This window comes from Rhodobacter sp. NTK016B (assembly GCF_017303295.1).
In the GTDB taxonomy this organism is placed as follows: Bacteria; Pseudomonadota; Alphaproteobacteria; order Rhodobacterales; family Rhodobacteraceae; genus Pararhodobacter.
Genome location: NZ_JAFKOK010000010.1, coordinates 113,151 through 132,359, shown reverse-complemented (window position 1 = coordinate 132,359; position 19,209 = coordinate 113,151). Strand labels below are relative to the sequence as shown.

The 19,209-nt window shown below is 65.7% G+C and carries 22 protein-coding genes; 15 read left to right on the top strand and 7 right to left on the bottom strand.

Annotated elements, in window-relative coordinates; translation table 11 throughout:
* Nucleotides 1-15: 15 nt before the first annotated feature.
* Nucleotides 16-687, bottom strand: coding sequence for a cell division ATP-binding protein FtsE (locus tag JI664_RS14400; RefSeq protein ID WP_207014450.1), 672 nt, complete (start codon nucleotides 685-687; stop codon nucleotides 16-18).
* Nucleotides 688-821: 134 nt separating this feature from the next.
* Here JI664_RS14400 and JI664_RS14395 point away from each other — a divergent pair, with 134 nt between their 5' ends.
* On the top strand, nucleotides 822-1,592 hold the full coding sequence (locus tag JI664_RS14395; RefSeq protein ID WP_207014449.1) for a zinc-ribbon domain-containing protein: 771 nt from the start codon (nucleotides 822-824) through the stop codon (nucleotides 1,590-1,592).
* A gap of 3 nt (nucleotides 1,593-1,595) precedes the next feature.
* On the opposite strand, the gene JI664_RS14390 is transcribed toward JI664_RS14395, so the two are convergent.
* Both JI664_RS14390 and JI664_RS14385 read right to left on the bottom strand, forming a co-directional pair.
* Nucleotides 1,596-1,970 carry a diacylglycerol kinase gene (locus JI664_RS14390; RefSeq protein ID WP_207014448.1) on the bottom strand — a complete coding sequence of 125 codons (375 nt, stop codon included), beginning with the start codon at nucleotides 1,968-1,970 and terminating at the stop codon, nucleotides 1,596-1,598.
* Nucleotides 1,971-2,082: 112 nt separating this feature from the next.
* The gene (locus JI664_RS14385) at nucleotides 2,083-2,331 is read right to left on the bottom strand and encodes an accessory factor UbiK family protein (RefSeq protein ID WP_207014447.1); all 249 of its coding nucleotides are present in this window, start codon (nucleotides 2,329-2,331) and stop codon (nucleotides 2,083-2,085) included.
* A 156-nt stretch (nucleotides 2,332-2,487) separates the two neighbouring features.
* Between JI664_RS14385 and lgt the strand changes: the two genes are divergently transcribed.
* The 4 genes from lgt (at nucleotide 2,488) to JI664_RS14365 (ending at nucleotide 5,464) form a co-directional block, all read left to right on the top strand.
* Nucleotides 2,488-3,384: a prolipoprotein diacylglyceryl transferase gene (gene lgt, locus JI664_RS14380; protein WP_207014446.1), complete on the top strand. Its 897-nt coding sequence runs from the start codon at nucleotides 2,488-2,490 to the stop codon at nucleotides 3,382-3,384.
* Entirely contained in the window at nucleotides 3,381-4,466 is a 1,086-nt protein-coding gene (locus tag JI664_RS14375; protein ID WP_207014445.1) for a class I SAM-dependent methyltransferase, read from the top strand. Before lgt ends, JI664_RS14375 begins: the two co-directional genes overlap by 4 nt.
* Nucleotides 4,463-5,215 (top strand): peptidoglycan editing factor PgeF, encoded by a 753-nt coding sequence (gene pgeF, locus JI664_RS14370; RefSeq protein WP_207014444.1) that lies wholly within the window; start codon nucleotides 4,463-4,465, stop codon nucleotides 5,213-5,215. Before JI664_RS14375 ends, pgeF begins: the two co-directional genes overlap by 4 nt.
* A gap of 111 nt (nucleotides 5,216-5,326) precedes the next feature.
* Nucleotides 5,327-5,464, top strand: a complete 138-nt coding sequence (locus JI664_RS14365; RefSeq protein WP_207014443.1) for a hypothetical protein — start codon at nucleotides 5,327-5,329, stop codon at nucleotides 5,462-5,464.
* On the opposite strand, the gene recR is transcribed toward JI664_RS14365, so the two are convergent.
* From recR to hpaR, 4 genes are all read right to left on the bottom strand, one after another.
* Complete coding sequence (gene recR, locus JI664_RS14360; RefSeq protein WP_207014442.1) at nucleotides 5,465-6,064, bottom strand: recombination mediator RecR; 600 nt, start codon at nucleotides 6,062-6,064, stop codon at nucleotides 5,465-5,467.
* A 1-nt stretch (nucleotide 6,065) separates the two neighbouring features.
* Entirely contained in the window at nucleotides 6,066-6,422 is a 357-nt protein-coding gene (locus JI664_RS14355) for a YbaB/EbfC family nucleoid-associated protein (protein WP_207014441.1), read from the bottom strand.
* A 76-nt stretch (nucleotides 6,423-6,498) separates the two neighbouring features.
* The gene (locus tag JI664_RS14350; RefSeq protein ID WP_207014440.1) at nucleotides 6,499-8,244 is read right to left on the bottom strand and encodes a DNA polymerase III subunit gamma/tau; all 1,746 of its coding nucleotides are present in this window, start codon (nucleotides 8,242-8,244) and stop codon (nucleotides 6,499-6,501) included.
* A gap of 91 nt (nucleotides 8,245-8,335) precedes the next feature.
* Nucleotides 8,336-8,779 (bottom strand): homoprotocatechuate degradation operon regulator HpaR, encoded by a 444-nt coding sequence (hpaR, locus tag JI664_RS14345; RefSeq protein ID WP_207014439.1) that lies wholly within the window; start codon nucleotides 8,777-8,779, stop codon nucleotides 8,336-8,338.
* 145 nt (nucleotides 8,780-8,924) lie between these two features.
* Here hpaR and JI664_RS14340 point away from each other — a divergent pair, with 145 nt between their 5' ends.
* The 10 genes from JI664_RS14340 (at nucleotide 8,925) to JI664_RS14295 (ending at nucleotide 19,072) form a co-directional block, all read left to right on the top strand.
* Complete coding sequence (locus JI664_RS14340) at nucleotides 8,925-9,320, top strand: 5-carboxymethyl-2-hydroxymuconate Delta-isomerase (RefSeq protein ID WP_207014438.1); 396 nt, start codon at nucleotides 8,925-8,927, stop codon at nucleotides 9,318-9,320.
* Entirely contained in the window at nucleotides 9,317-10,825 is a 1,509-nt protein-coding gene (hpaE, locus tag JI664_RS14335) for a 5-carboxymethyl-2-hydroxymuconate semialdehyde dehydrogenase (RefSeq protein WP_207014437.1), read from the top strand. The genes JI664_RS14340 and hpaE overlap by 4 nt, the downstream gene beginning before the upstream one ends.
* A 42-nt stretch (nucleotides 10,826-10,867) precedes the next feature.
* Nucleotides 10,868-11,719 carry a 3,4-dihydroxyphenylacetate 2,3-dioxygenase gene (gene hpaD / locus JI664_RS14330; protein WP_207014436.1) on the top strand — a complete coding sequence of 284 codons (852 nt, stop codon included), beginning with the start codon at nucleotides 10,868-10,870 and terminating at the stop codon, nucleotides 11,717-11,719.
* A 10-nt stretch (nucleotides 11,720-11,729) separates the two neighbouring features.
* Nucleotides 11,730-12,710 (top strand): 3,4-dihydroxyphenylacetate 2,3-dioxygenase, encoded by a 981-nt coding sequence (hpaD, locus tag JI664_RS14325; protein ID WP_207014435.1) that lies wholly within the window; start codon nucleotides 11,730-11,732, stop codon nucleotides 12,708-12,710.
* Between the two features lie 97 nt (nucleotides 12,711-12,807).
* Nucleotides 12,808-13,668: a fumarylacetoacetate hydrolase family protein gene (locus tag JI664_RS14320; RefSeq protein ID WP_207014434.1), complete on the top strand. Its 861-nt coding sequence runs from the start codon at nucleotides 12,808-12,810 to the stop codon at nucleotides 13,666-13,668.
* On the top strand, nucleotides 13,665-14,471 hold the full coding sequence (gene hpaH / locus JI664_RS14315) for a 2-oxo-hept-4-ene-1,7-dioate hydratase (protein ID WP_207014433.1): 807 nt from the start codon (nucleotides 13,665-13,667) through the stop codon (nucleotides 14,469-14,471). Before JI664_RS14320 ends, hpaH begins: the two co-directional genes overlap by 4 nt.
* Before the next feature lie 81 nt (nucleotides 14,472-14,552).
* The gene (locus JI664_RS14310; RefSeq protein ID WP_207014432.1) at nucleotides 14,553-15,107 is read left to right on the top strand and encodes an RNA polymerase sigma factor; all 555 of its coding nucleotides are present in this window, start codon (nucleotides 14,553-14,555) and stop codon (nucleotides 15,105-15,107) included.
* On the top strand, nucleotides 15,104-15,751 hold the full coding sequence (locus tag JI664_RS14305; protein ID WP_207014431.1) for a hypothetical protein: 648 nt from the start codon (nucleotides 15,104-15,106) through the stop codon (nucleotides 15,749-15,751). The genes JI664_RS14310 and JI664_RS14305 overlap by 4 nt, the downstream gene beginning before the upstream one ends.
* Entirely contained in the window at nucleotides 15,738-17,000 is a 1,263-nt protein-coding gene (locus tag JI664_RS14300; protein WP_207014430.1) for a S8 family serine peptidase, read from the top strand. The genes JI664_RS14305 and JI664_RS14300 overlap by 14 nt, the downstream gene beginning before the upstream one ends.
* A gap of 785 nt (nucleotides 17,001-17,785) precedes the next feature.
* On the top strand, nucleotides 17,786-19,072 hold the full coding sequence (locus JI664_RS14295; protein WP_207014429.1) for an O-acetylhomoserine aminocarboxypropyltransferase/cysteine synthase family protein: 1,287 nt from the start codon (nucleotides 17,786-17,788) through the stop codon (nucleotides 19,070-19,072).
* Nucleotides 19,073-19,209 lie beyond the last annotated feature (137 nt).

Genomic DNA, 19,209 nt, shown 5'->3' with positions numbered 1-19,209 from the left:
GGGGCTGGGCGTCGCTCAAAGGTCGCTCCCGGCTGCTTGCAGGTTTTGATCCACGATTCGCAGCACACGCGCCGAAACCATCGCCTTGGCGCTGCGAATCAGGGGCAGGTCGTGGGTGGCGATCATCACCGCCGTGCCCATGCGGTTGAGTTCGACCAACAGCGACAGCAGGCGCTGCGACATCTCGGGGTCGACATTGCCGGTGGGTTCGTCGGCCAGCACGACCTCGGGCGACATAATTACCGCCCGGGCCAGCGCCGCGCGCTGACGTTCGCCGCCCGACAGGGTGGGCGGCAGGCTTTCGGCCTGTCCCGCAAGCCCGACCCAGGCCAGCAATTCGCGCAGATCGGCCTCGGGGACCGGGCGACCGGTGGCGACGAAGGGCAGCGCCACGTTTTCGGCAAGGCTCAGATGGTCGAGAAACTGGCAATCCTGATGAATCACCCCGATGCGGCGGCGGGTATCGGCCAGCGCGTCGCGACTCAGGCCGGCCAGCGGCTGGCCGAAAAGTTCGACCTCGCCGTCACTTGGCCGCAATTCGCCGTAACACAGTTTGAGAAGTGTGGACTTGCCTGCACCTGAGGGCCCGGTAAGAAAGTGAAAAGCCCCCGGCGCGATGTGCAGGTCGATTCCCTTTAACAAACCGCGCCCGCCATAATCATGCGAGACGTTCGCCAATCGGATCACAAGTTAACCCCTTTGCGAGCAGTCGAAACGCGGGCTGCGCCCTTGGAAGTTGACATGGGGATTGCTACAACGTCCGGTGAGCAGAGCCAATGGCCGTGGCAGGCAAACGGCGAAAATCGTCCCAAGGAGTCCCGATGAGACTGACCTGTCCCAACTGCAATGCGCAGTACGAGGTGGATGAAAAGGTCATTCCCAAGGGCGGGCGTGACGTTCAGTGCTCGGCCTGCGGGCATACCTGGTATCAGTATCCGATGGACGTGGCGCTGCAGATGCGCGCCGCCGATCTCGATGACGACGATGAGGATTTCGAGACCGAAGACGCGCTCGACGACGACGATGCGGATGAACGCGGGCCGGTGCCCGGTCGGCCTCAGGCCGCGCCACGGATCGACAAGACGGTGCTCGACGTCCTGCGCGAAGAGGCCGAGCGCGAGATGGGCGAGCGCAAGCGCGCCCGCACCGGGATCGAGACGCAGGGCGATCTGGGCCTGACGCGGCCGCAACGCTCGAAAGCTGCGCCGTCGCGCGTTTATGGCGAGGACGATCCCGCGCTGCCCGACGATTCGGACGCCCAGGCGCCGGACGAGTCCAAGCCCGAGGAAACGCCCGTCAGCCGCCGTAAATTGCTGCCGGATATCGAAGAGTTGACCTCGACGCTGGAGCCGGGCAGCGACCGCGACGCCGATGGTGACGAGGATGACGACGACGAAGACGGCAAGGGCTTCCGCCGGGGGCTGTCGCTGGTCGTGTTGATCGTTATCGCACTGGCGGTGCTCTATCTTCTGGCTCCGGTGATCGCGAATGCCCTGCCGTTCCTGCGCGGGCCGCTGGTCTCTTATGTCGGGCTGGTGGACAGCCTGCGTGCTTCGATGGCGGGCGGGTCGCGCAGTCTGCTGGGCGGCTGATCCTCAGCGCGCCCAGAGTCCCCACAACACGACGATCCAGGCCGCCCCCGCAGCGATGGCAGCCAGCGCGACGGCCGCGCTGCCGCAATCCTTGGCCTTGGCGGCCAGCGGATGGGGCTGCGGCGACAGGTGGTTCACCACCGTCTCGATCGCGGTGTTCATCAACTCGGTGGCAAGCAGCAGCAGACCCAGCGCGATGATCAGTGCCCGCTCAGCAGTGCCGAGCGGCAAAAGCAGCGCAGCAAGCACCGACAGCGCGTTGGCCAGCGTCCATTGCCGCAACGTCTTTTCCGACGCCCACGCGGCTGCCCAGCCGCGCCATGAATAGACGCAGGTGCGCCAGAGTCGTCGCCCCTCGGCCACGAGCCACGTTTTCATGCTGCCTCCCCACCACAAGACCCACCCGCAAACGGGTGGGGCAGGTTAGGCCGGCATGACAATGCTGTGAAGCGGGAGCAGGGATACGGGCCGGGATCGACCCGGCACGCACTCAGCCGTTGAGACGCGATTCCAGCGCGTCGATGCGCGCCTTGAGCGACTCGTTTTCCTCGCGGGCCTTCTGGGCCATCGCGCGCACGGCGTCGAATTCCTCGCGCGTGACGAAGTCGCGGTCGGCCAACCAGCGATCCATCAGCGATTTCATCGCGGTTTCGGCTTCGGACCGGGCGCCTTGAGCGACACCCATCGCATTGGTCATGAGTTTCGACAGGTCGTCGAAGATCTTGTTGCCGGGCTGCATCGGGCGCTCCTTTACTGGCTTGAAACCTATATGGGACGGGCTGGCGGGCAACGCAAGGTTGGCATGGGCCCGTCTTGCCGCCTTGTCCCCGTGCCCCCCGCGGTTGACTTCCGGGGGCCGCCACGGGAAACCCGTGGCAAAGCAAACAGGACCACCATGCAACTGGTCATCGACTTCCCGTCTTATCTGCGCCCCGAGATCTTTTCGCTGGATCTGGGCTTCTTCACCTTTGCGCTGCGCTGGTACGCGCTGGCCTATATCGCCGGGTTCGTGATCGGCTGGCGGCTGATCGTCGCGGCGGTGAAACGCCCGCATCTGTGGCGCGGCGATACCGCACCGATGACGCCGGTGCATGTCGAATCCCTGCTGACATGGATCATCCTAGGCGTGATCCTCGGCGGGCGGCTGGGTTTTGTGCTGTTCTATCAGCCGGCCTATTACCTCGCCCATCCGCTGCAGATCCTGCAGGTCTGGGAAGGCGGCATGTCCTTCCATGGCGGGCTGGCGGGCGCGACGGCGGCAGGTTTCCTGTTCGCATGGAAGAACGGCATCCCGGCTTCGGCGGTGGGCGATTCCATGGCGATGGTCATCCCTGTCGGGCTGGGGCTGGGCCGCGTCGCGAATTTCATCAATGCCGAGCTTTGGGGGCATCCCACCAACCTGCCCTGGGGCGTTGTGTTTCCCGGCATGGGCAGCGTCTGCCCGCCTGCATGGCCGGGCATCTGCGCGCGCCACCCGACGCAACTTTACGAGGCCGGGCTGGAAGGCCTGCTGCTGGGGCTGGTGATCTGGTATCTGGTGACCCGGCGCGGTGGCCTGAAGCGTCCGTGGTTCATCACCGGCACCTTCCTGACGATCTACGGCCTGTCGCGTATCGCTGTCGAGTTCTGGCGCATGCCCGACGACCAGTTTCTGGCGCGTGACCCCGAGGGCTACGTGATCCGTCTGGGCGAATTCGGGCTGACGATGGGCCAGACGCTGAGCCTGCCCATGTTGCTGATCGGCATCGCGCTGATCGTGTGGTCACGGCGCCGGGCGCCCGCGCCCGCATGACGGAACTGGCCGCGATCCTTGCACGGCGCATCGCTGCGACGGGGCCGATCTCGCTGGCCGAGTATATGGCGGAATGCCTGCTCAACCCCGAGCATGGTTATTACGCGACCCGCGATCCGCTTGGCGCGGCGGGAGATTTCACCACCGCGCCGGAAATCAGCCAGATGTTCGGCGAGCTGATCGGCCTGTGCGTTGCGCAAAGCTGGCTCGATCAGGGCGCCCCGCGCGCCGTTCTGGCCGAGGCCGGGCCGGGCCGGGGCACGCTGATGGCCGATATCTGGCGCGCCACACGGGGCGTTCCGGGCTTTCATGACCGCGTGACGATCCGGCTGATCGAGGCCTCGCCCGTTTTGCGCAAGGCACAGGCCGAGCGGCTGACGGGGGCGCCGGTCGAATGGCTGGACAGTCTCGATGCGCTGCCCGCAGCGCCGACATGGTTTGTGGCCAACGAATTCTTCGATGCCCTGCCGATTCGTCAGTTCCGACGCGATGGCGAGGGCTGGCGCGAGGTCGTCGTGGGCCTGCAGGGCGAAACCCTTGGCCCCGGCCTGTCGCCCCGCGCGCCGCTTGCCGATCTGCACCACCGGCTGGCCGATACCCGCGACGGCGACATCGTCGAAACCTGTCCGCCAGCCCGCGCGGCGGTCGAGGCAGTGGCGGGCCGCATCGCCCGTCATGGCGGCGCGGCCCTGATCGTCGATTACGGCGACTGGCGTTCGAAAGGGGACACGTTTCAGGCGCTGGAAAACCACGCCTATGCCGACCCCTTCGCCCGTCCGGGGCTGGCCGACCTGACCGCGCATGTCGATTTCGAAGCCCTCGCGCGTTTCGCCCGGCCGCTCACCGCCAGCGCCCTGACGCCGCAGGGGATGCTTCTGGCCGCGCTGGGGATCGAGACCCGTGCCGCGCGGCTGGCGCAATCGCTCGACGGTGCGGCGCTCGATGCGCATATTGCCGCGTTTCGCCGCTTGACCCATGCCGCGGAAATGGGAACGTTGTTCAAGGCGCTCGCGTTGGTGCCTGACGGCGCCCCTCTTCCACCCGGTTTCGCCGCCCGTTCCGCAGCCAAGGATGACGGATGACATTGGAAATCCTGACATCTGACGATCTCTCCGAGGTCCGCCACGGCTTTTTCACCCGCCGGGGTGGGGCCTCGTCGGGCGTGTTCGCGGGGCTGAATTGCGGTGGCGGCTCGTCCGATCAGCGCGAGGTGGTGGCGATCAACCGCGCCCGCGTTGCCGCCGCGATGGCCGTTCCGCCCGAGGCATTGCTGGGCGTGCGGCAAGTGCATTCGGCCAAGGTCGTGACGGTTACCGGGCCGGGTGAGCAGGGCGAAGGCGATGCGATGGTCACCGATGTGCCGGGCCTCGCGCTGTCGATCCTGACCGCCGATTGCATGCCGGTTCTGCTGCACGATTCGTCTGCCGGGGTCATCGGCGCGGTTCATGCGGGCTGGAAAGGGGCGCTGGGCGGCATCCTTGAGGCGACGCTCGACGCGATCGAGGATCTGGGCGGCGACCGGGCTGAAACCTCGGCGGTGATCGGGCCGTGCATCAGCCAGCGCGCCTATGAGGTCGGGCCGGAATTTCTGGACACCTTCCTGACCGAAGACCCCGAGGCCGAATGGTTCTTCGCCAATGGTGAAGGCGACCGCTACCTGTTCGACTTGCCGGGCTTCGGCCTGAGGCGGTTGCGCGAGGCAGGCGTGGGCGCGGCCAGCTGGACGCGGCACTGCACCTATTCCAGCCCCGAGCAGTTCTATTCCTACCGCCGCTCGGTGCATCAGAACCAGGCCGATTATGGCCGGCTGATTTCTGCCATCCGGCTCTAAGCCGTTTCTTGGACGGAAAGAATCCCGGCCTTTGCCCCGTTTTGGCCTCATTCCAGGGTCAATCTGACCGGGAAAGGCGCCAAAGCGCGCTGACAGGCAAGGATTCTAGTCATGGCAAGGTCACGCTGGGCCCAATGGGTCGTCACCGAAAGCGCCACCGCGCGTTTCCCGCTTCCCTGGGCGAAGCCCCGGCATCTGGTGTCGACGCGCCGCGTGCGGGTTCGGCATTACGACGCGGAATACGCCTGATCAGAGCTGCCGCCGCGCCGCCAGCGCTGCGGCAATTGTCCCGTCGTCGAGATAATCCAGCTCGCCCCCCATCGGCAGTCCACGCGCCAGAGCGCTGACCGAGACGCCGGTGGGCGCGAGGGTTTCGGCGATGTAATGCGCGGTGGTCTGACCGTCGACCGTGGCATTGAGCGCAAGGATCACCTCGCTCACGTCCTCGACGCCGATGCGGTCCACCAGCGCCGGGATGCGCAGGGTTTCGGGGCCCACCGATTCCAGTGCCGAGAGGGTTCCGCCCAGCACGTGATAGCGACCCTTGAAGCCGCCCGCGCGCTCCATCGCCCACAGATCGCTGACATCCTCGACCACGCAGACGACGCCGGTCGCGCGCGTCTCGTCGGTGCAGATGGGGCAGATGTCGTGATCCGAGATATTGCCGCAGACCTGACAGTCACGCGCGGTCTGCGCCACGCGAGACAGCGCCTGCGCTAGCGGCTCCATCACAAGCCCGCGCTTTTTCAGCATGTGCAGAACGGCGCGCCGGGCGCTGCGGGGGCCAAGCCCCGGCAGCCGCGACATCAGCGCGATCAGCGCCTCGATCTCGCCCGGCGCGTTCGCCACGTCACATCCCCGGAAGGTTCATGTCGCGCGGCAGGCCCATCGATTCGGCCAGATTGCCCATTTCCCATTTCGTGCGCTCCTGCGCGCGGGACTGAACATCCTTGATCGCGGCGAGGATCAGGTCCTCGACCACTTCCTTGTCGTCGGCGGAAAAGATCGACGGGTCGATGGACAGGCTTTTCAGCACGCCCTTGGCATTCGCCGTCGCCCGCACCAGTCCCGCGCCGGATTCGCCGTCGACGATCGTGTCGTCCAGACGGGTCTGCAGCTCGGCCATCTTTTCCTGCATTTCCTGTGCGGCCTTCATCATCTTGGACATATCGCCCAAGCCACCGAGGCCGCCCAATCCCTTCAGCATGATCTGCTCCCGTGGTCCGTGATCCGTGTTGGTGAACATGTAGGCACCGGGCCTGCAGGCCGCAAGGCGAGGGTGCTCAGTCCTCGAACGGGTCCCATTCGTCCTCGACCTCGGGCAGGGCGCTTTCGGCGACCTCCTGCACGGTTTCGGCGGGGGCGTTGAAGGCGGTGATCTTGGCGCCGGGAAAGGCGTCGAAGATCGCCTTGACCAGCGGATCCTCCAGCGCCTGCGCGTTGCGCGCGGCGTCTTCCGCCGCCTGCACCTCGGCGATGGTCTGCCCGCCGCCCTGCGCGATCGACACGCCCCAGCGCGCGCCGGTCCAGTTCTGCAGCCGTCCGGCCAGCCGCGCTGCGAAATCGGGCGCGGCGTTGTCGGTGGGTTCGAACTCGATCCGGCCGGGCGAATACCGCACCAGCCGCAGGCAGGTCTCGACCTCTGTCAGAAGCCGGATGTCGCGGCGCTCGCGGATCAGCGAGACGACGCTTTCAAAGGTGGCATACTGCGCCAGCGCGTTGACCTGCCCGGCCAGCGCCGCCTGCGCCCCGCCACCGCCACCGCCACCACGCGGGGGCATCCCGCGCCCCATCGCCTGCGTGCCGCCACCGCCGCCCATGGCCGGCGCGCCACCGCCACCGCCACCACCGCCGCCGTTCGGCGCGGGGGGCGGAGGGCTGTCCTGCAGCCGTTTGATCAGCTCGTCGGGGGTGGGCAGTTCGGCGACATGCGTCATGCGGATGATCGCCATTTCGGCGGCCATCATCGCGTTCGGTGCCATCGCGACCTCTTCGAGCGATTTCAGCAGCATCTGCCACATCCGCGCGAGGATGCGCAGATCCAGCCGCTCGGCCAGATCGCTGCCGCGCTGGCGCTCGTCGGGACCGACGGTCGGATCCTCGGCCGCGCCGGGCGTGACCTTGATGATGCTGACCCAATGGGTGATCTCGGCCAGATCGCGCAGCACGGCGACCGGGTCGGCGCCGTCGGCATATTGCGCCGCCAGCTCTTCCAGCGCGCCTGCCGCATCGCCGCGCATCACCGCTTCGAACAGGTCCATGACCCGGCCGCGGTCGGCAAGGCCCAGCATCGCGCGGACCTGATCGGCCCCGGTTTCGCCCGCGCCGTGGCTGATCGCCTGATCGAGCAGGCTCATCGCGTCACGCACCGAGCCTTCGGCGGCGCGCGCGATCAGTGCCAGCGCCTCGTCCGCGACTTGCGCGTTTTCCTTGCCGGCGATCTTTTGCAGATGCGCGATCATCACCTCGGGCTCGATCCGCCGCAGATCGAAGCGCTGGCAGCGCGACAGCACGGTGACGGGCACCTTGCGGATCTCGGTCGTGGCGAAGATGAATTTCACATGCGCGGGAGGCTCTTCCAGCGTCTTGAGCAGCGCATTGAACGCGCTGTTCGAGAGCATGTGCACCTCGTCGATGATGTAGATCTTGTAGCGCGCGCTTGCAGCCCGATAGGCCACGGAATCGATGATCTCGCGGATGTCGCCGACGCCCGTGCGGCTGGCGGCGTCCATCTCCATCACGTCGACATGCCGTCCCTCGGTGATCGCGCGGCAGGGCTCGCAGACGCCGCAGGGTTCGGTCGTGGGGCCGCCATTGCCGTCAGGCCCCACGCAGTTCAGCCCCTTGGCGATGATCCGCGCGGTGGTCGTCTTGCCGGTTCCGCGAATGCCCGTCATCACGAAGGCATGGTGGATGCGATCCGCCTCGAAGGCGTTTTTCAGCGTGCGCACCATCGCCTCTTGCCCGATCAGATCGGCAAAGGTTTCCGGGCGGTATTTGCGGGCGAGAACCTGGTAGGTCTGACTCATCGAATTCCGGGGGCTGGTGACGCCCCAGACACTAGGCATCCCGGCGGCTGAGTTCCACCCATCATCTGAGGCAATCGCACCCTGCCGGGAATCAGTCGCGGAAATCGGTGTTGTTGAGATCTTCCAGCATATCGAGCAGCGTCTCCATGCGCTCTTTGCCATAGGCCGCTTCCAGCCGGTCGAAGAGCTTGCGGTTGGCGTCGGCCCGGTCCTGGATCACGCTTTGCCCCGCTTTCGAGATGCTGACGATCGAGCGCCGGCGGTCGCCCGGATCCATCGCGCGGGTGACAAGGCCCTGTTCCTCCATCGCGCGCAGGATGCGGGTGAGCGAGGGAAGCTGCAGGCAGCTTTTCTCGGCCAGAAGGCTTTGATCCAGCGCGCCGGATTCGTCCAGCACCCTGAGGACACGCCATTTCTGTTCGTTGATGCCGCTATCGGCGAGCATCTCGCGAACCGGGCCCATGACGGTCTCCCGCGCGCGCAACAGGGCGATCGGCAGAGAGCGGGAAGTCGTGCGGAGAGAGGTCTTACTCATGAACAAGCAGTGGCCGAACATCGCCGCCTAGGCAAGCGCTTTGCGGGGTTGCCAACGCAACTTAAGCGGGAGCGACCCGCGATTCAGCGATTGACATTCGTGCGCCTAACCCTTAACAAAGCAATTAATTGGAAAGGGGGGAGCCTTGCCGCATCTGCAGATCCAGTATTCGCGCAATCTGGAAGAGCGACTCGATATGCCGGGCCTTCTGCGCGTGTTGCGCGACGCGGCGGTCGAGACGGGCGTTTTCCCGCCCGCCGGCATCCGGGTGCGCGCCTTCGCCGCCGATCACGTGCTGATTGCCGATGGCGATCCCAAGCACGCCTTTATCGATATCGCGGTCCGCCTGCGCGGTGGCCGCAGCCCCGAGGACAAGCTCAGGGCGACGAACCATCTGTTCGCGGCCCTCGAAGCCTATTGCGCCGAGGATCTCGCGCAAAATTCGCTGATGCTCTCGCTCGAGATGCGCGACATCGATCCCGAGCTGAGCCCCAAGACAAGCTCAATCCGCCGTTTTCTGCCGAAGGACATGCAAGCATGAGTGATCTCGCCACCCGTCTCGCCCAGCTCGACACCCATCTCGCCCGGTTCCGCGACGGCGGTATCATGAACCTGATCGACGGCAAGGACGTGCCGGGCTCGGGCGGGTCTTTCGACACGCATTCGCCGGTCGATGACAGCCTGATCTGCAGCGTCTCGCGCTCGACCGCCGGGGATGTCGACGCCGCCGCCAAGGCCGCCAAGGGCGCGTTCCCGGCATGGGCCGCGATGGACGGCAAGGAACGCAAGAAGATCCTGCACCGCATTGCCGACGCCATCGTCGCACGCGCCGAGGAAATCGCGCTTTGCGAATGCTGGGACACCGGGCAGGCGTGGCGGTTCATGTCCAAGGCGGCGCTGCGCGCGGCCGAGAATTTCCGCTTCTTCGCCGATCAGGCGCCGGGCGCGCGCGACGGGCAGACCCTGTTCGCCCCGGGCCAGATGAACGTGACCGCGCGCCACCCGATCGGCCCGGTCGGTGTCATCACGCCGTGGAACACGCCCTTCATGCTGTCGACGTGGAAGATCGCGCCCGCGCTTGCCGCGGGTTGCACGGTGGTGCACAAACCGGCCGAGTTCAGCCCGCTGACCGCGCGCATCCTGTCGGAGATCTGCCGCGAGGCGGGGCTGCCCGACGGGGTACTGAACCTCGTCAACGGGTTCGGCGAGGATGCGGGACGCGCGCTGACCGAGCATCCCGACATCAAGGCCATCGCTTTCGTGGGCGAATCGAAAACCGGCTCGATGATCATGAAACAGGGCGCCGACACGCTGAAGCGCGTGCATTTCGAACTGGGCGGCAAGAACCCGGTGATCGTGTTCGAAGACGCCGATCTGGAGCGCGCGCTGGATGCGGTGATCTTCATGATCTATTCACTCAATGGCGAGCGCTGCACCTCGTCCTCGCGGCTTCTGGTGCAGGAAAGCGTGGCCGAGGACTTCCACGCAAAGCTCGAAGCGCGCGTGAAGCGGATCAAGGTGGGCCACCCGCTGGATTCCGCGACCGAGGTCGGGCCGCTGATCCACAAGGTGCATTACGACAAGGTCATGTCCTATGTCGACATCGGCAAATCCGAAGGCGCGGTCTGCCGCGCGGGCGGCGCGCGCGAGGGTGAGCAGGGCTGGTTCGTGAAACCCACGCTGTTCACCGGCGCCACGCGCGAGATGCGCATCGCGCAGGAAGAGGTGTTCGGCCCCTTCCTGACCTCGATCACCTTCAAGGACGAGGCCGAAGCGCTCGATATCGCCAATGACGTGGCATACGGCCTTTCGGGCTATCTGTGGACCAACGACCTGACCCGCGCGCTCAATTTCAGCGACAAGCTGGAAGCGGGCATGATCTGGGTGAATTCTGAAAATGTCCGCCATCTGCCGACGCCGTTCGGTGGTGTCAAAGCCTCGGGCGTGGGGCGTGACGGCGGCGACTGGTCGTTCGATTTCTACATGGAGACGAAGAATACGTCCTTCGCGCTGGGAAGCCACAAGATCCAGCAGCTGGGCGCCTGACAACCCCCGGGAAACGCGCGATCACTCTGGGAGGAGACAGATATGGGCGACCTCGTTCTCGCCGCCAAGATGACCCATGTTCCGACATTGCAGATGTCCGAACAGGAGGGCCCGATCAAGGGCAAGCGACAGGCGGCCATCGACGGCCATCTGGAAATCGCGCGCCGCGCCAAGGCGCTGGGCGTGGACACGGTGGTGATCTGCGACACGCATTGGCTGGTCAATGCAGGCTACCACGTCAACGCCAACGACCATTTCGAAGGGCTGCTGACCTCGTCCGAATTCCCGCAATTCATCCGCGACATGCCCTATTCCCACCGGGGAAATCCGGCCTTGGGCGAAGCGATCGCCCGGACGGCCACGGATATGGGCGTCTATACGCTGGCGCACCGGCTCGACAGTCTGGACTTGGAATACGGCACGCTGGTGCCGATGAGCTTCATGGCGCGCGAGCATGACATGAAGGTCGTCTCGGTCGCGGCTTTCTGCACGGTGCATGGCCATGACGAAAGCCGGGTGCTGGGACAGGCGATCCGCAAAGCGATCGAAGACAGCGACAGCCGCGTGATGCTGGTCGCTTCGGGCTCGCTCAGCCACAAGATCTGGTCGAACAAGGAATACGCGCCCAATAACGGCACCTTCACCATCAGCTCGGAATTCAACCGGCAGGTGGATCTGATGGTGCTGGAGATGTGGCAGCGCGGTGATCACGCCACGTTCCTGAAAATGCTGGGCGATTACGCGCATCATTGCTCAGGCGAAGGCGCGATGCACGATACGGCGATGCTGTATGGCGCGCTGGGCTGGGATGACTATACCGGCCAGTGCGAGATCGTGACCCCCTATTTCCCGTCGTCCGGTACCGGACAGGTCAACGTGATTTTCCCGGTCTGAGGAGTTCCCGATGCCGATCCCCGAACCCAATCTCTACCCGCCCTTCAACATCGTCCGCCTGAGCCATGTGGAATACGGCGTGACCGATCTTGCGGCCTCGCGGGCCTTCTATGTCGACACGCTGGGCCTGCAGGTCACCGACGAGGATGATCGCATCATCTATCTGCGGGCGATGGAGGAGCGCGGCCACCATTGCATCGCGCTGGTGCAATCCGACACCGCGTATGTCGGCGGTCTGGGCTTCAAGGTCTTCGACGAGCAGGAACTCGACAAGGCCGCAGCCTGGTTCGAGGCGCAGGGGCTTGGCGTCGACTGGGTCGAGCGACCCTTTCTCGGCCGGACCTTCCGCACGCGTGATCCATTCGGCATCCCGCTGGAATTCTATTGCCGCATGGACCGCCTGCCGCCGATCCATCAGCAATACAAGCTCTACCGGGGGGTGAAGCCGCTCCGGATCGACCATTTCAACATGTTCTCGTCGGATGTCGACGCCTCTGTCGCGTTCTACAACTCGATCGGTTTCCGGGTGACGGAATATACCGAGGATGCCGAGACCGGGAAATGCTGGGCCGCCTGGATGCACCGCAAGGGCGGCGTGCATGATGTGGCCTTCACCAACGGCACCGGGCCGCGGCTGCACCACACGGCCTTCTGGGTGCCGACGCCCTTGAACATCATCGACCTTTTGGACCTGATGGCAACCACCGGTTATGTCGGCAATATCGAGCGCGGTCCGGGGCGGCACGGGATCTCGAACGCGTTTTTCCTGTATATCCGCGACCCCGACGGACACCGGATCGAGATCTATTGTTCGGATTACATGACGGTCGACCCGGATCTGGAGCCGATCAAGTGGGATCTGAAGGACCCGCAGCGCCAGACCCTGTGGGGCGCCCCCGCGCCGCGGTCGTGGTTCGAGGAAGGATCCGTCTTCGAGGGCGCACAGTTGGTGGCGTCGGCGCTGAAGGCGCAGCCGATCGTGGCCCCGTGACGTCGGGCGAGGGGGCTGCGCGCCCCCTCGCGCTCGCCGCGCCGAAGGGGGCCGTCTGCCCCCTCCGGCCACCCCCGAGGATATTTGGAGATTAAAGATGAAAGCACGGATCGCGACGGTGGAGGCCGGGGGGCGGCAGGTCTACGGGCTGATGGCGCAGGGCGGTTTCGTCGCGCTGTCTGACGAATTTCCGCAATGGGCGACGCTGAAGGATGTGATCGCGGCGGGCGCGCTGGGCGATCTGGTCAAGGCGGGCGCGGGGCGGGCGGTGACGCATCCCGAGGGCGAGTTCACCTATGCCGTTCCGGTGCCCGATCCCGGCAAGATCCTGTGTGTGGGGGTCAACTTCCCCGACCGCAATGCCGAATACAAGGATGGCTCGTCCCAGCCGAAATACATGTCGCTCTTCCCGCGCTTCCCGTCGAGCTTCACGGGGCACGGCGAGCCGCTGATGCGCCCGCCCGAGAACCATACGCTGGATTACGAGGGCGAGGTTGTCGTGGTGATCGGCAAGGGCGGGCGGCGGATCGCGGCGGAGGATGCGTACGACCATATCGCCGCGCTGACGCTGTGCAACGAGGGCACGATCCGCGACTGGGTGCGGCATGCGAAATTCAATGTCACGCAGGGCAAGAACTGGGACAAGTCGGGTGCGATCGGGCCGTGGCTGGTGCCATTCGACGATCCCGCGCAGTTGGACGAGGCGCGGATCGTCACACGGGTGAATGGCGAGGTCCGGCAGGATGATGTGCTGAGCCGGATGATGTTCCCGATCCGCGAAGAGATCGCCTATATCTCGACCTTCACCACGCTCGAGCCCGGCGACATGATCGTCACCGGCACCCCCACCGGCGCGGGCGCGCGGTTCGATCCGCCGAAATACCTTGTGCCCGGCGATGTGGTCGAGATCGAGGTCGCGGGCATCGGTGTGCTGCGAAACGGGGTGGTGGACGAATGACGCCGGACGAGCACAAGGCCGCTGGGCGCGCGCTGTTCGAGGCCGAGCGCGATGGGCGCCAGATCGGGCTGTTGTCGCTGGCCCATCCCGGCATGGATCTGGACGATGCCTATGCCGTGCAGGCGGCGCTGGTGGCGCACAGGAAGGCCGCGGGGCGGACGGTGATCGGCTGGAAGATCGGTCTGACCAGCCGCGCCATGCAGGATGCGCTGAAGATCGACACGCCGGATTCGGGCGTGTTGTTCGATGACATGCTGTTCGAGGACGGCGCCGAGATCCCTGCGGGGCGTTTCATCCAGCCGCGCATCGAGGCAGAAATTGCCTTTGTTATGAAGGCCCCCCTGTCGGGCGCCGATGTCACGCGCGAGGCGGTGCTCGATGCGACCGAGGCGGTGGCGCCGTCGCTCGAGATCCTCGACACCCGCATCCTGCGCGCAGATCCGGCCACGGGGCGGGCGCGGGTCATTACCGATACGATCAGCGACAATGCCGCCAATGCGGGGATCGTGCTGGGCCGTCAGCGCCACGATCCGCGCGACATCGATCTGCGCTGGGCGGGGGCGATCGTGAAGCGCGACGGCGTGGTCGAGGAAACCGGGCTGGGCGCGGGCGTGCTGGACGATCCGGTCACGGGCATCGTCTGGCTGGTAAGGCGGCTGGCGCAGTATGGCGAGGGGCTGCAGGCGGGCGAAGTGGTGCTGTCGGGATCCTTCGTGCGCCCCGTCGAAGCGCCCCCCGGAAGTGTCTTCGATGCCGATTTCGGAGGCTTCGGGTCGGTTTCCGTGAGCTTTGCCAAAGCATGAGTGTTCGCGGGCGGCTGGGTGCTTCCCTGTGTCCCGATCCTGGTGTAGCGTCCGACGCATTGATCAAAGGCGCGTTGGCACATGAGCGAGAACCATCATTTTCTGGTTCAGCAGGTCGGGCAGGGGGACAAGCAGGCCCTGGCCGCGCTGTATCGTGCCTATGAGCGCCCGGTCTACAAATTCATCGTTTCGCGATTGAACGATCCGCACGAGGCGGCCGACATACTCCACGAAGTCTTCATGGACATATGGCGGGTGGCCGCCAGCTTCGAGGGGAGAAGCCAAGTGCGTACCTGGATCTTTGGAATCGCCTATCGCAAGGTTATCGATGCCCATCGCAAGCGCGCGCGGGTGACGGTGACCGATGAGGTGCCCGAAACCGGCGACGTCGCCGAGGCCGCCGATGCGGGTTTCGCCGCGAAGCAGGAAGCCGAGCATCTCCGCTTCTGCATGGGCACGCTGTCGGATGATCATCGCAGCGCGGTCTCGCTGGCCTTCTACGAAGACATGACCTGCGCCGAGATCGCCCAGATCGCCGGTGTCCCCGAGGGCACGATCAAGTCGCGGCTGCATCACGCGAAGAAGCTGCTGCTGCATTGCCTGTCGGGCCGGATACAGGGGAGAGTGGTTGCATGACCCGTTCCCGGGAAGAGATCGAACTGGATCTGCCGTTTCTGGTGAATGGCACGCTTGATGCGGAAGCACGGGCCGAGATTGAAGCGCTTGTCGCCGACGACGCGCGTCTGGCGGCCGAGCGTGACGCGCTGGCGACCATCCGGCGCGAAATGCAGGCCGAAGAGGTGAACGCACCCGGCGAATTCGGTCTGGCGCGGCTTATGCGCGATGTCGACCGCCAGAGCGTGCGCGACGCAGATTACCGCGCCGGGTCCGAAACGGATGGGCGCCGGGGCGTGATCGCGCAGCTCAGATCGCGCACGACCCTGTGGCAGGCGGTGGCGGCGGTGGCGGTGCTGGGCATCGTCGCGCAGAGCTATTTCATGCGCCCGCCCACCAGTTTCGAGGTCAATGTCGCACCGGCGGGCTATGTGCTGGCCGGGGGCGAGGCGCGCGGGGCGCTGGTGGTGGGGTTTGCCGCCGACGCGACCGAGGCCGCGATCCGGGACGTGTTGCTGGATGCCGAGCTTGAAATCGTCGCGGGTCCCTCGGCGCTGGGCCTGTATCGGCTCGATGTGCTCGAAGGCGCGGATGTGGAAAACGCGGCCGGGATCCTCCGGTCAGCGGAAGGAATTGTCGAGAGCGTGGAGAATGCCCGGAATTAAGCGATCCAGAACAATCCGCCGTTTTGTTGTTCTTCTGGCTGCCGCATTGCTTTCGGCGCCGGTCGCGCTTGCGCAGACCGACGGGGGCGAGGGGCCGGGGACAGAGGTTCCGCACGAATACCACGATTACGGGATCGGCCACGCCCCGGCGCGTCGCGAAGGGCGCAGCCGTCCGGTACGGATTCTCACCACGCCCAACGGTCAGCCGGAATGGATCGTTGTCGGGCCGCAGGGCGATGCCGATGCCGTGCGCGCGGCGATTGAGAGCGTGCGCGGGCGAGTCCTGCGCGTCCACGCGCTCGACGCGCTGGGCCAGACCAGCACCGTGGCGATCCTGCCCACGCAGTATTCGCGCGCCCGCATCGACGAGGCGCTGTCGCGGATGGCGCCGTCCTCGGTTCTGGCTGTCCAGCACGCCTATTACTTTGCGCAGAGCGCAAGCAGCCCGCGGATCTATGCGCCCGATCTGATCGGCGATACCGCGCCGGGGCGCTGCCGGGTGTCGTCGTCCGTGCGGATCGGCATGATTGACGGGCCGGTGAATACCGACCACCCGGCGTTGCGCGGGGTCAACGTGACCTACGAGACGCTGGTGCCGACCGGGCAGGTGCCGTCGCAAAATCATGGTACCGCAGTGGCGACGCTGCTCGTGGGGCAGGACGATACCGGCGCGCTTGCCGGGTTTGCGCAGGGCGCGCAGCTGTACGCGGTCTCGGTCTTCAGCACCCGGGACGAGAATGACATGGCCAGCGTCGAGCGGATCACGCAGGCGATCGACCGGCTGGTGAGCAACGGTGTGCGCCTGATCAACCTGTCGCTCGCCGGGCCGCCGAACGAGGCTCTGGGCGTGGCGATCCGGGCGGCGGCAAGCCGGGGTGCGATCCTGATCGCGGCCTCGGGGAACGAGCGGCGTCCTGTCGTCGCGTGGCCCGCCGCCGCGCCCGAGGTGATCGCGGTCACCGCCGTCGATGCCGCGCGGCGTCGCTTCCGGATGGCCAATACCGGCCCCGAGCTGGAATTCGCGGCGCCCGGCGTCGATATCTACGCCGCCAGCGAAAGCGGCGGCGGCTATGTCAGCGGCACCTCGTTCGCGACGCCCATCGTCACCGCCCTTGCCGCGCGCGAGATGGCGGCGGGACGGGGCTCGGTCGCGGCGATCCGCTCGGCCCTGCGCTCGGACGTGCAGCCGCTGGGACCGGGCGGGCGCAATACCGATTTCGGCTACGGGCTGGTCCACGGCGGCTGCTGAGCAGGCCACCGCATCGATCTGCCCCCCCCCCTACGGGCCGCCGGTTTCCAGACCGGCGGCCCTTTACGCAGTTATCCACCACTTTCTGGCGCGTTGTCGTGCCCCCTTCATGCCAATGCGGAAAAGTTTGAACCGGGTCCGCCCCTCGCGCGACCCATAGAGGCGATGCCACACGGCCCGACATTGCAAGACCCGCTGCCACAGCCAGCCACGCCTCCCGCGTTCCCGCTCTGTCAGCCCTGTGCATCGCCGTCTGTCCCATACCTGCCCCGGAGCTTGCTCCGGGGCTTTTTTCTGCGCCGGGGGCTGTTTCGCAGGGAACAGAAAAAAATCTCGGATCGGGCGAAAAAGTTTGAACGCCTGCGCCGGGTTAACCGACCTACGGGTATCCAAGCGGGTTTGCCGCGAAAGTTGTTGAGACGGAGATTTTTCAAGAACGCCGGGTTTGCCGGGTTTCATCACCAAAACTTATTCTATCCCTTTTCAATCAAGTCGGCGCCTCGGGATTTCCCGGGGCGCTTTTTCTTTCGATCCGCGTGCCTGATCCGTCCCGCCCCCTAGGTTGAGATTTCTTGCGCCGAACCATCGTCGCGCGTTGCGCGTCCTCAGCGGATCAAGTGTCCGGCATGGGTGCCAAGCGCGGAACGTCGTCCAAAGAAGCGAGCGGCGCAGGACAACAATGTTCCGCCCCGGCCCGCCTGCGGGCACCGCGAGGACAGTTGTACGCCCCGGGCCGATACACTAGCGTCGCGCAGCACCCGATGACATCAGACAGGGAGGTCGTGATGGCCCAAGACTACGGTTTCGACACGCTGCAAATCCACGCGGGCGCGCGCCCCGATCCGGCGACCGGCGCGCGGCAGGTGCCGATTTACCAGACCACCGCCTACGTCTTCCGCGATGCCGACCACGCGGCGGCGCTCTTCAATCTGCAGGAAGTGGGCTACATCTATTCGCGCCTGACCAACCCGACCGTCGCGGCACTGGCCGAGCGGCTGGCGGCGCTGGAAGGGGGCGCAGGCGCGGTCTGCACCTCGTCGGGCCACGCGGCGCAGATCATGGCGCTGTATCCGCTGATGGCGCCGGGCAAGAACATTGTCGCCTCAACCCGTCTTTACGGCGGCACGATCACGCAGTTCACGCAGGTCTTCAAACGCTTCGGCTGGGAATGCACCTTTGTCGACACCGACGATCTGGCCGCAGTCGAAGCCGCCATCGACGAGAATACCCGCGCGGTGTTCTGCGAAACCATCGCCAATCCCGGCGGCTATGTCAGCGACATTCCGGCGCTGGCCAAGATCGCCGACAAGCACGGCTTGCCGCTGATCGTCGATAACACCACCGCGACGCCCTACCTCGCCAAGCCCATCGAGATGGGCGCGACGCTGGTCGTGCATTCGATGACCAAATACCTGACCGGCAACGGCACCGTGACCGGCGGCGCGATCATCGATTCGGGCAAGTTCGACTGGTCGGCCTCGGACAAGTTCCCGTCGCTGTCGCAGCCCGAGCCCGCCTATCACGGCCTGAAGTTCCACGAGACCTTCGGCGCGCTGGCTTTCACCTTTTTCAGCATCGCCATCGGACTGCGCGACCTTGGCATGACGCTGAACCCGCAGGCCGCGCATTACACGCTGATGGGCATCGAAACGCTCAGCCTGCGCATGGAAAAGCACGTCGCCAACGCCTCGAAGGTTGCCGCGTGGCTGGAAAAGCACCCGGCGGTCGAAGGTGTCACCTTTGCCGGTCTCGACAGCTCGCCCTACAAGGAGCGCGCGGAGAAAATCGTCCCCAAAGGCGCCGGTGCGCTGTTCACTGTCACGCTGAAGGGCGGCTATGACGCCTGTGTCAAACTGGTGGATTCGCTGGAATTGTTCAGCCATGTGGCCAATCTGGGCGACACGCGCAGCCTGGTCATCCACTCGGCCAGCACCACGCACCGCCAGCTGACGCCCGAACAGCAGAAGGCCGCAGGCGCCGCGCCGAACCTCGTGCGGCTGTCAATCGGGACCGAAGATGCCGACGATATCATCGCCGATCTGGATCAGGCGCTGGCGAAAGCCTCGGCCTGAAGCGTTTTCGCGCGAAAACGATCAAAGAATTGTGGCCCGGCAGCATCACTGCCGGGCTTTTTGTTTCCTTCGGCGGATTCCTGCTATACGCATTGGAACACACAAGCCGGTGACTCGGCTCTTTCAGGTTGGCTGTG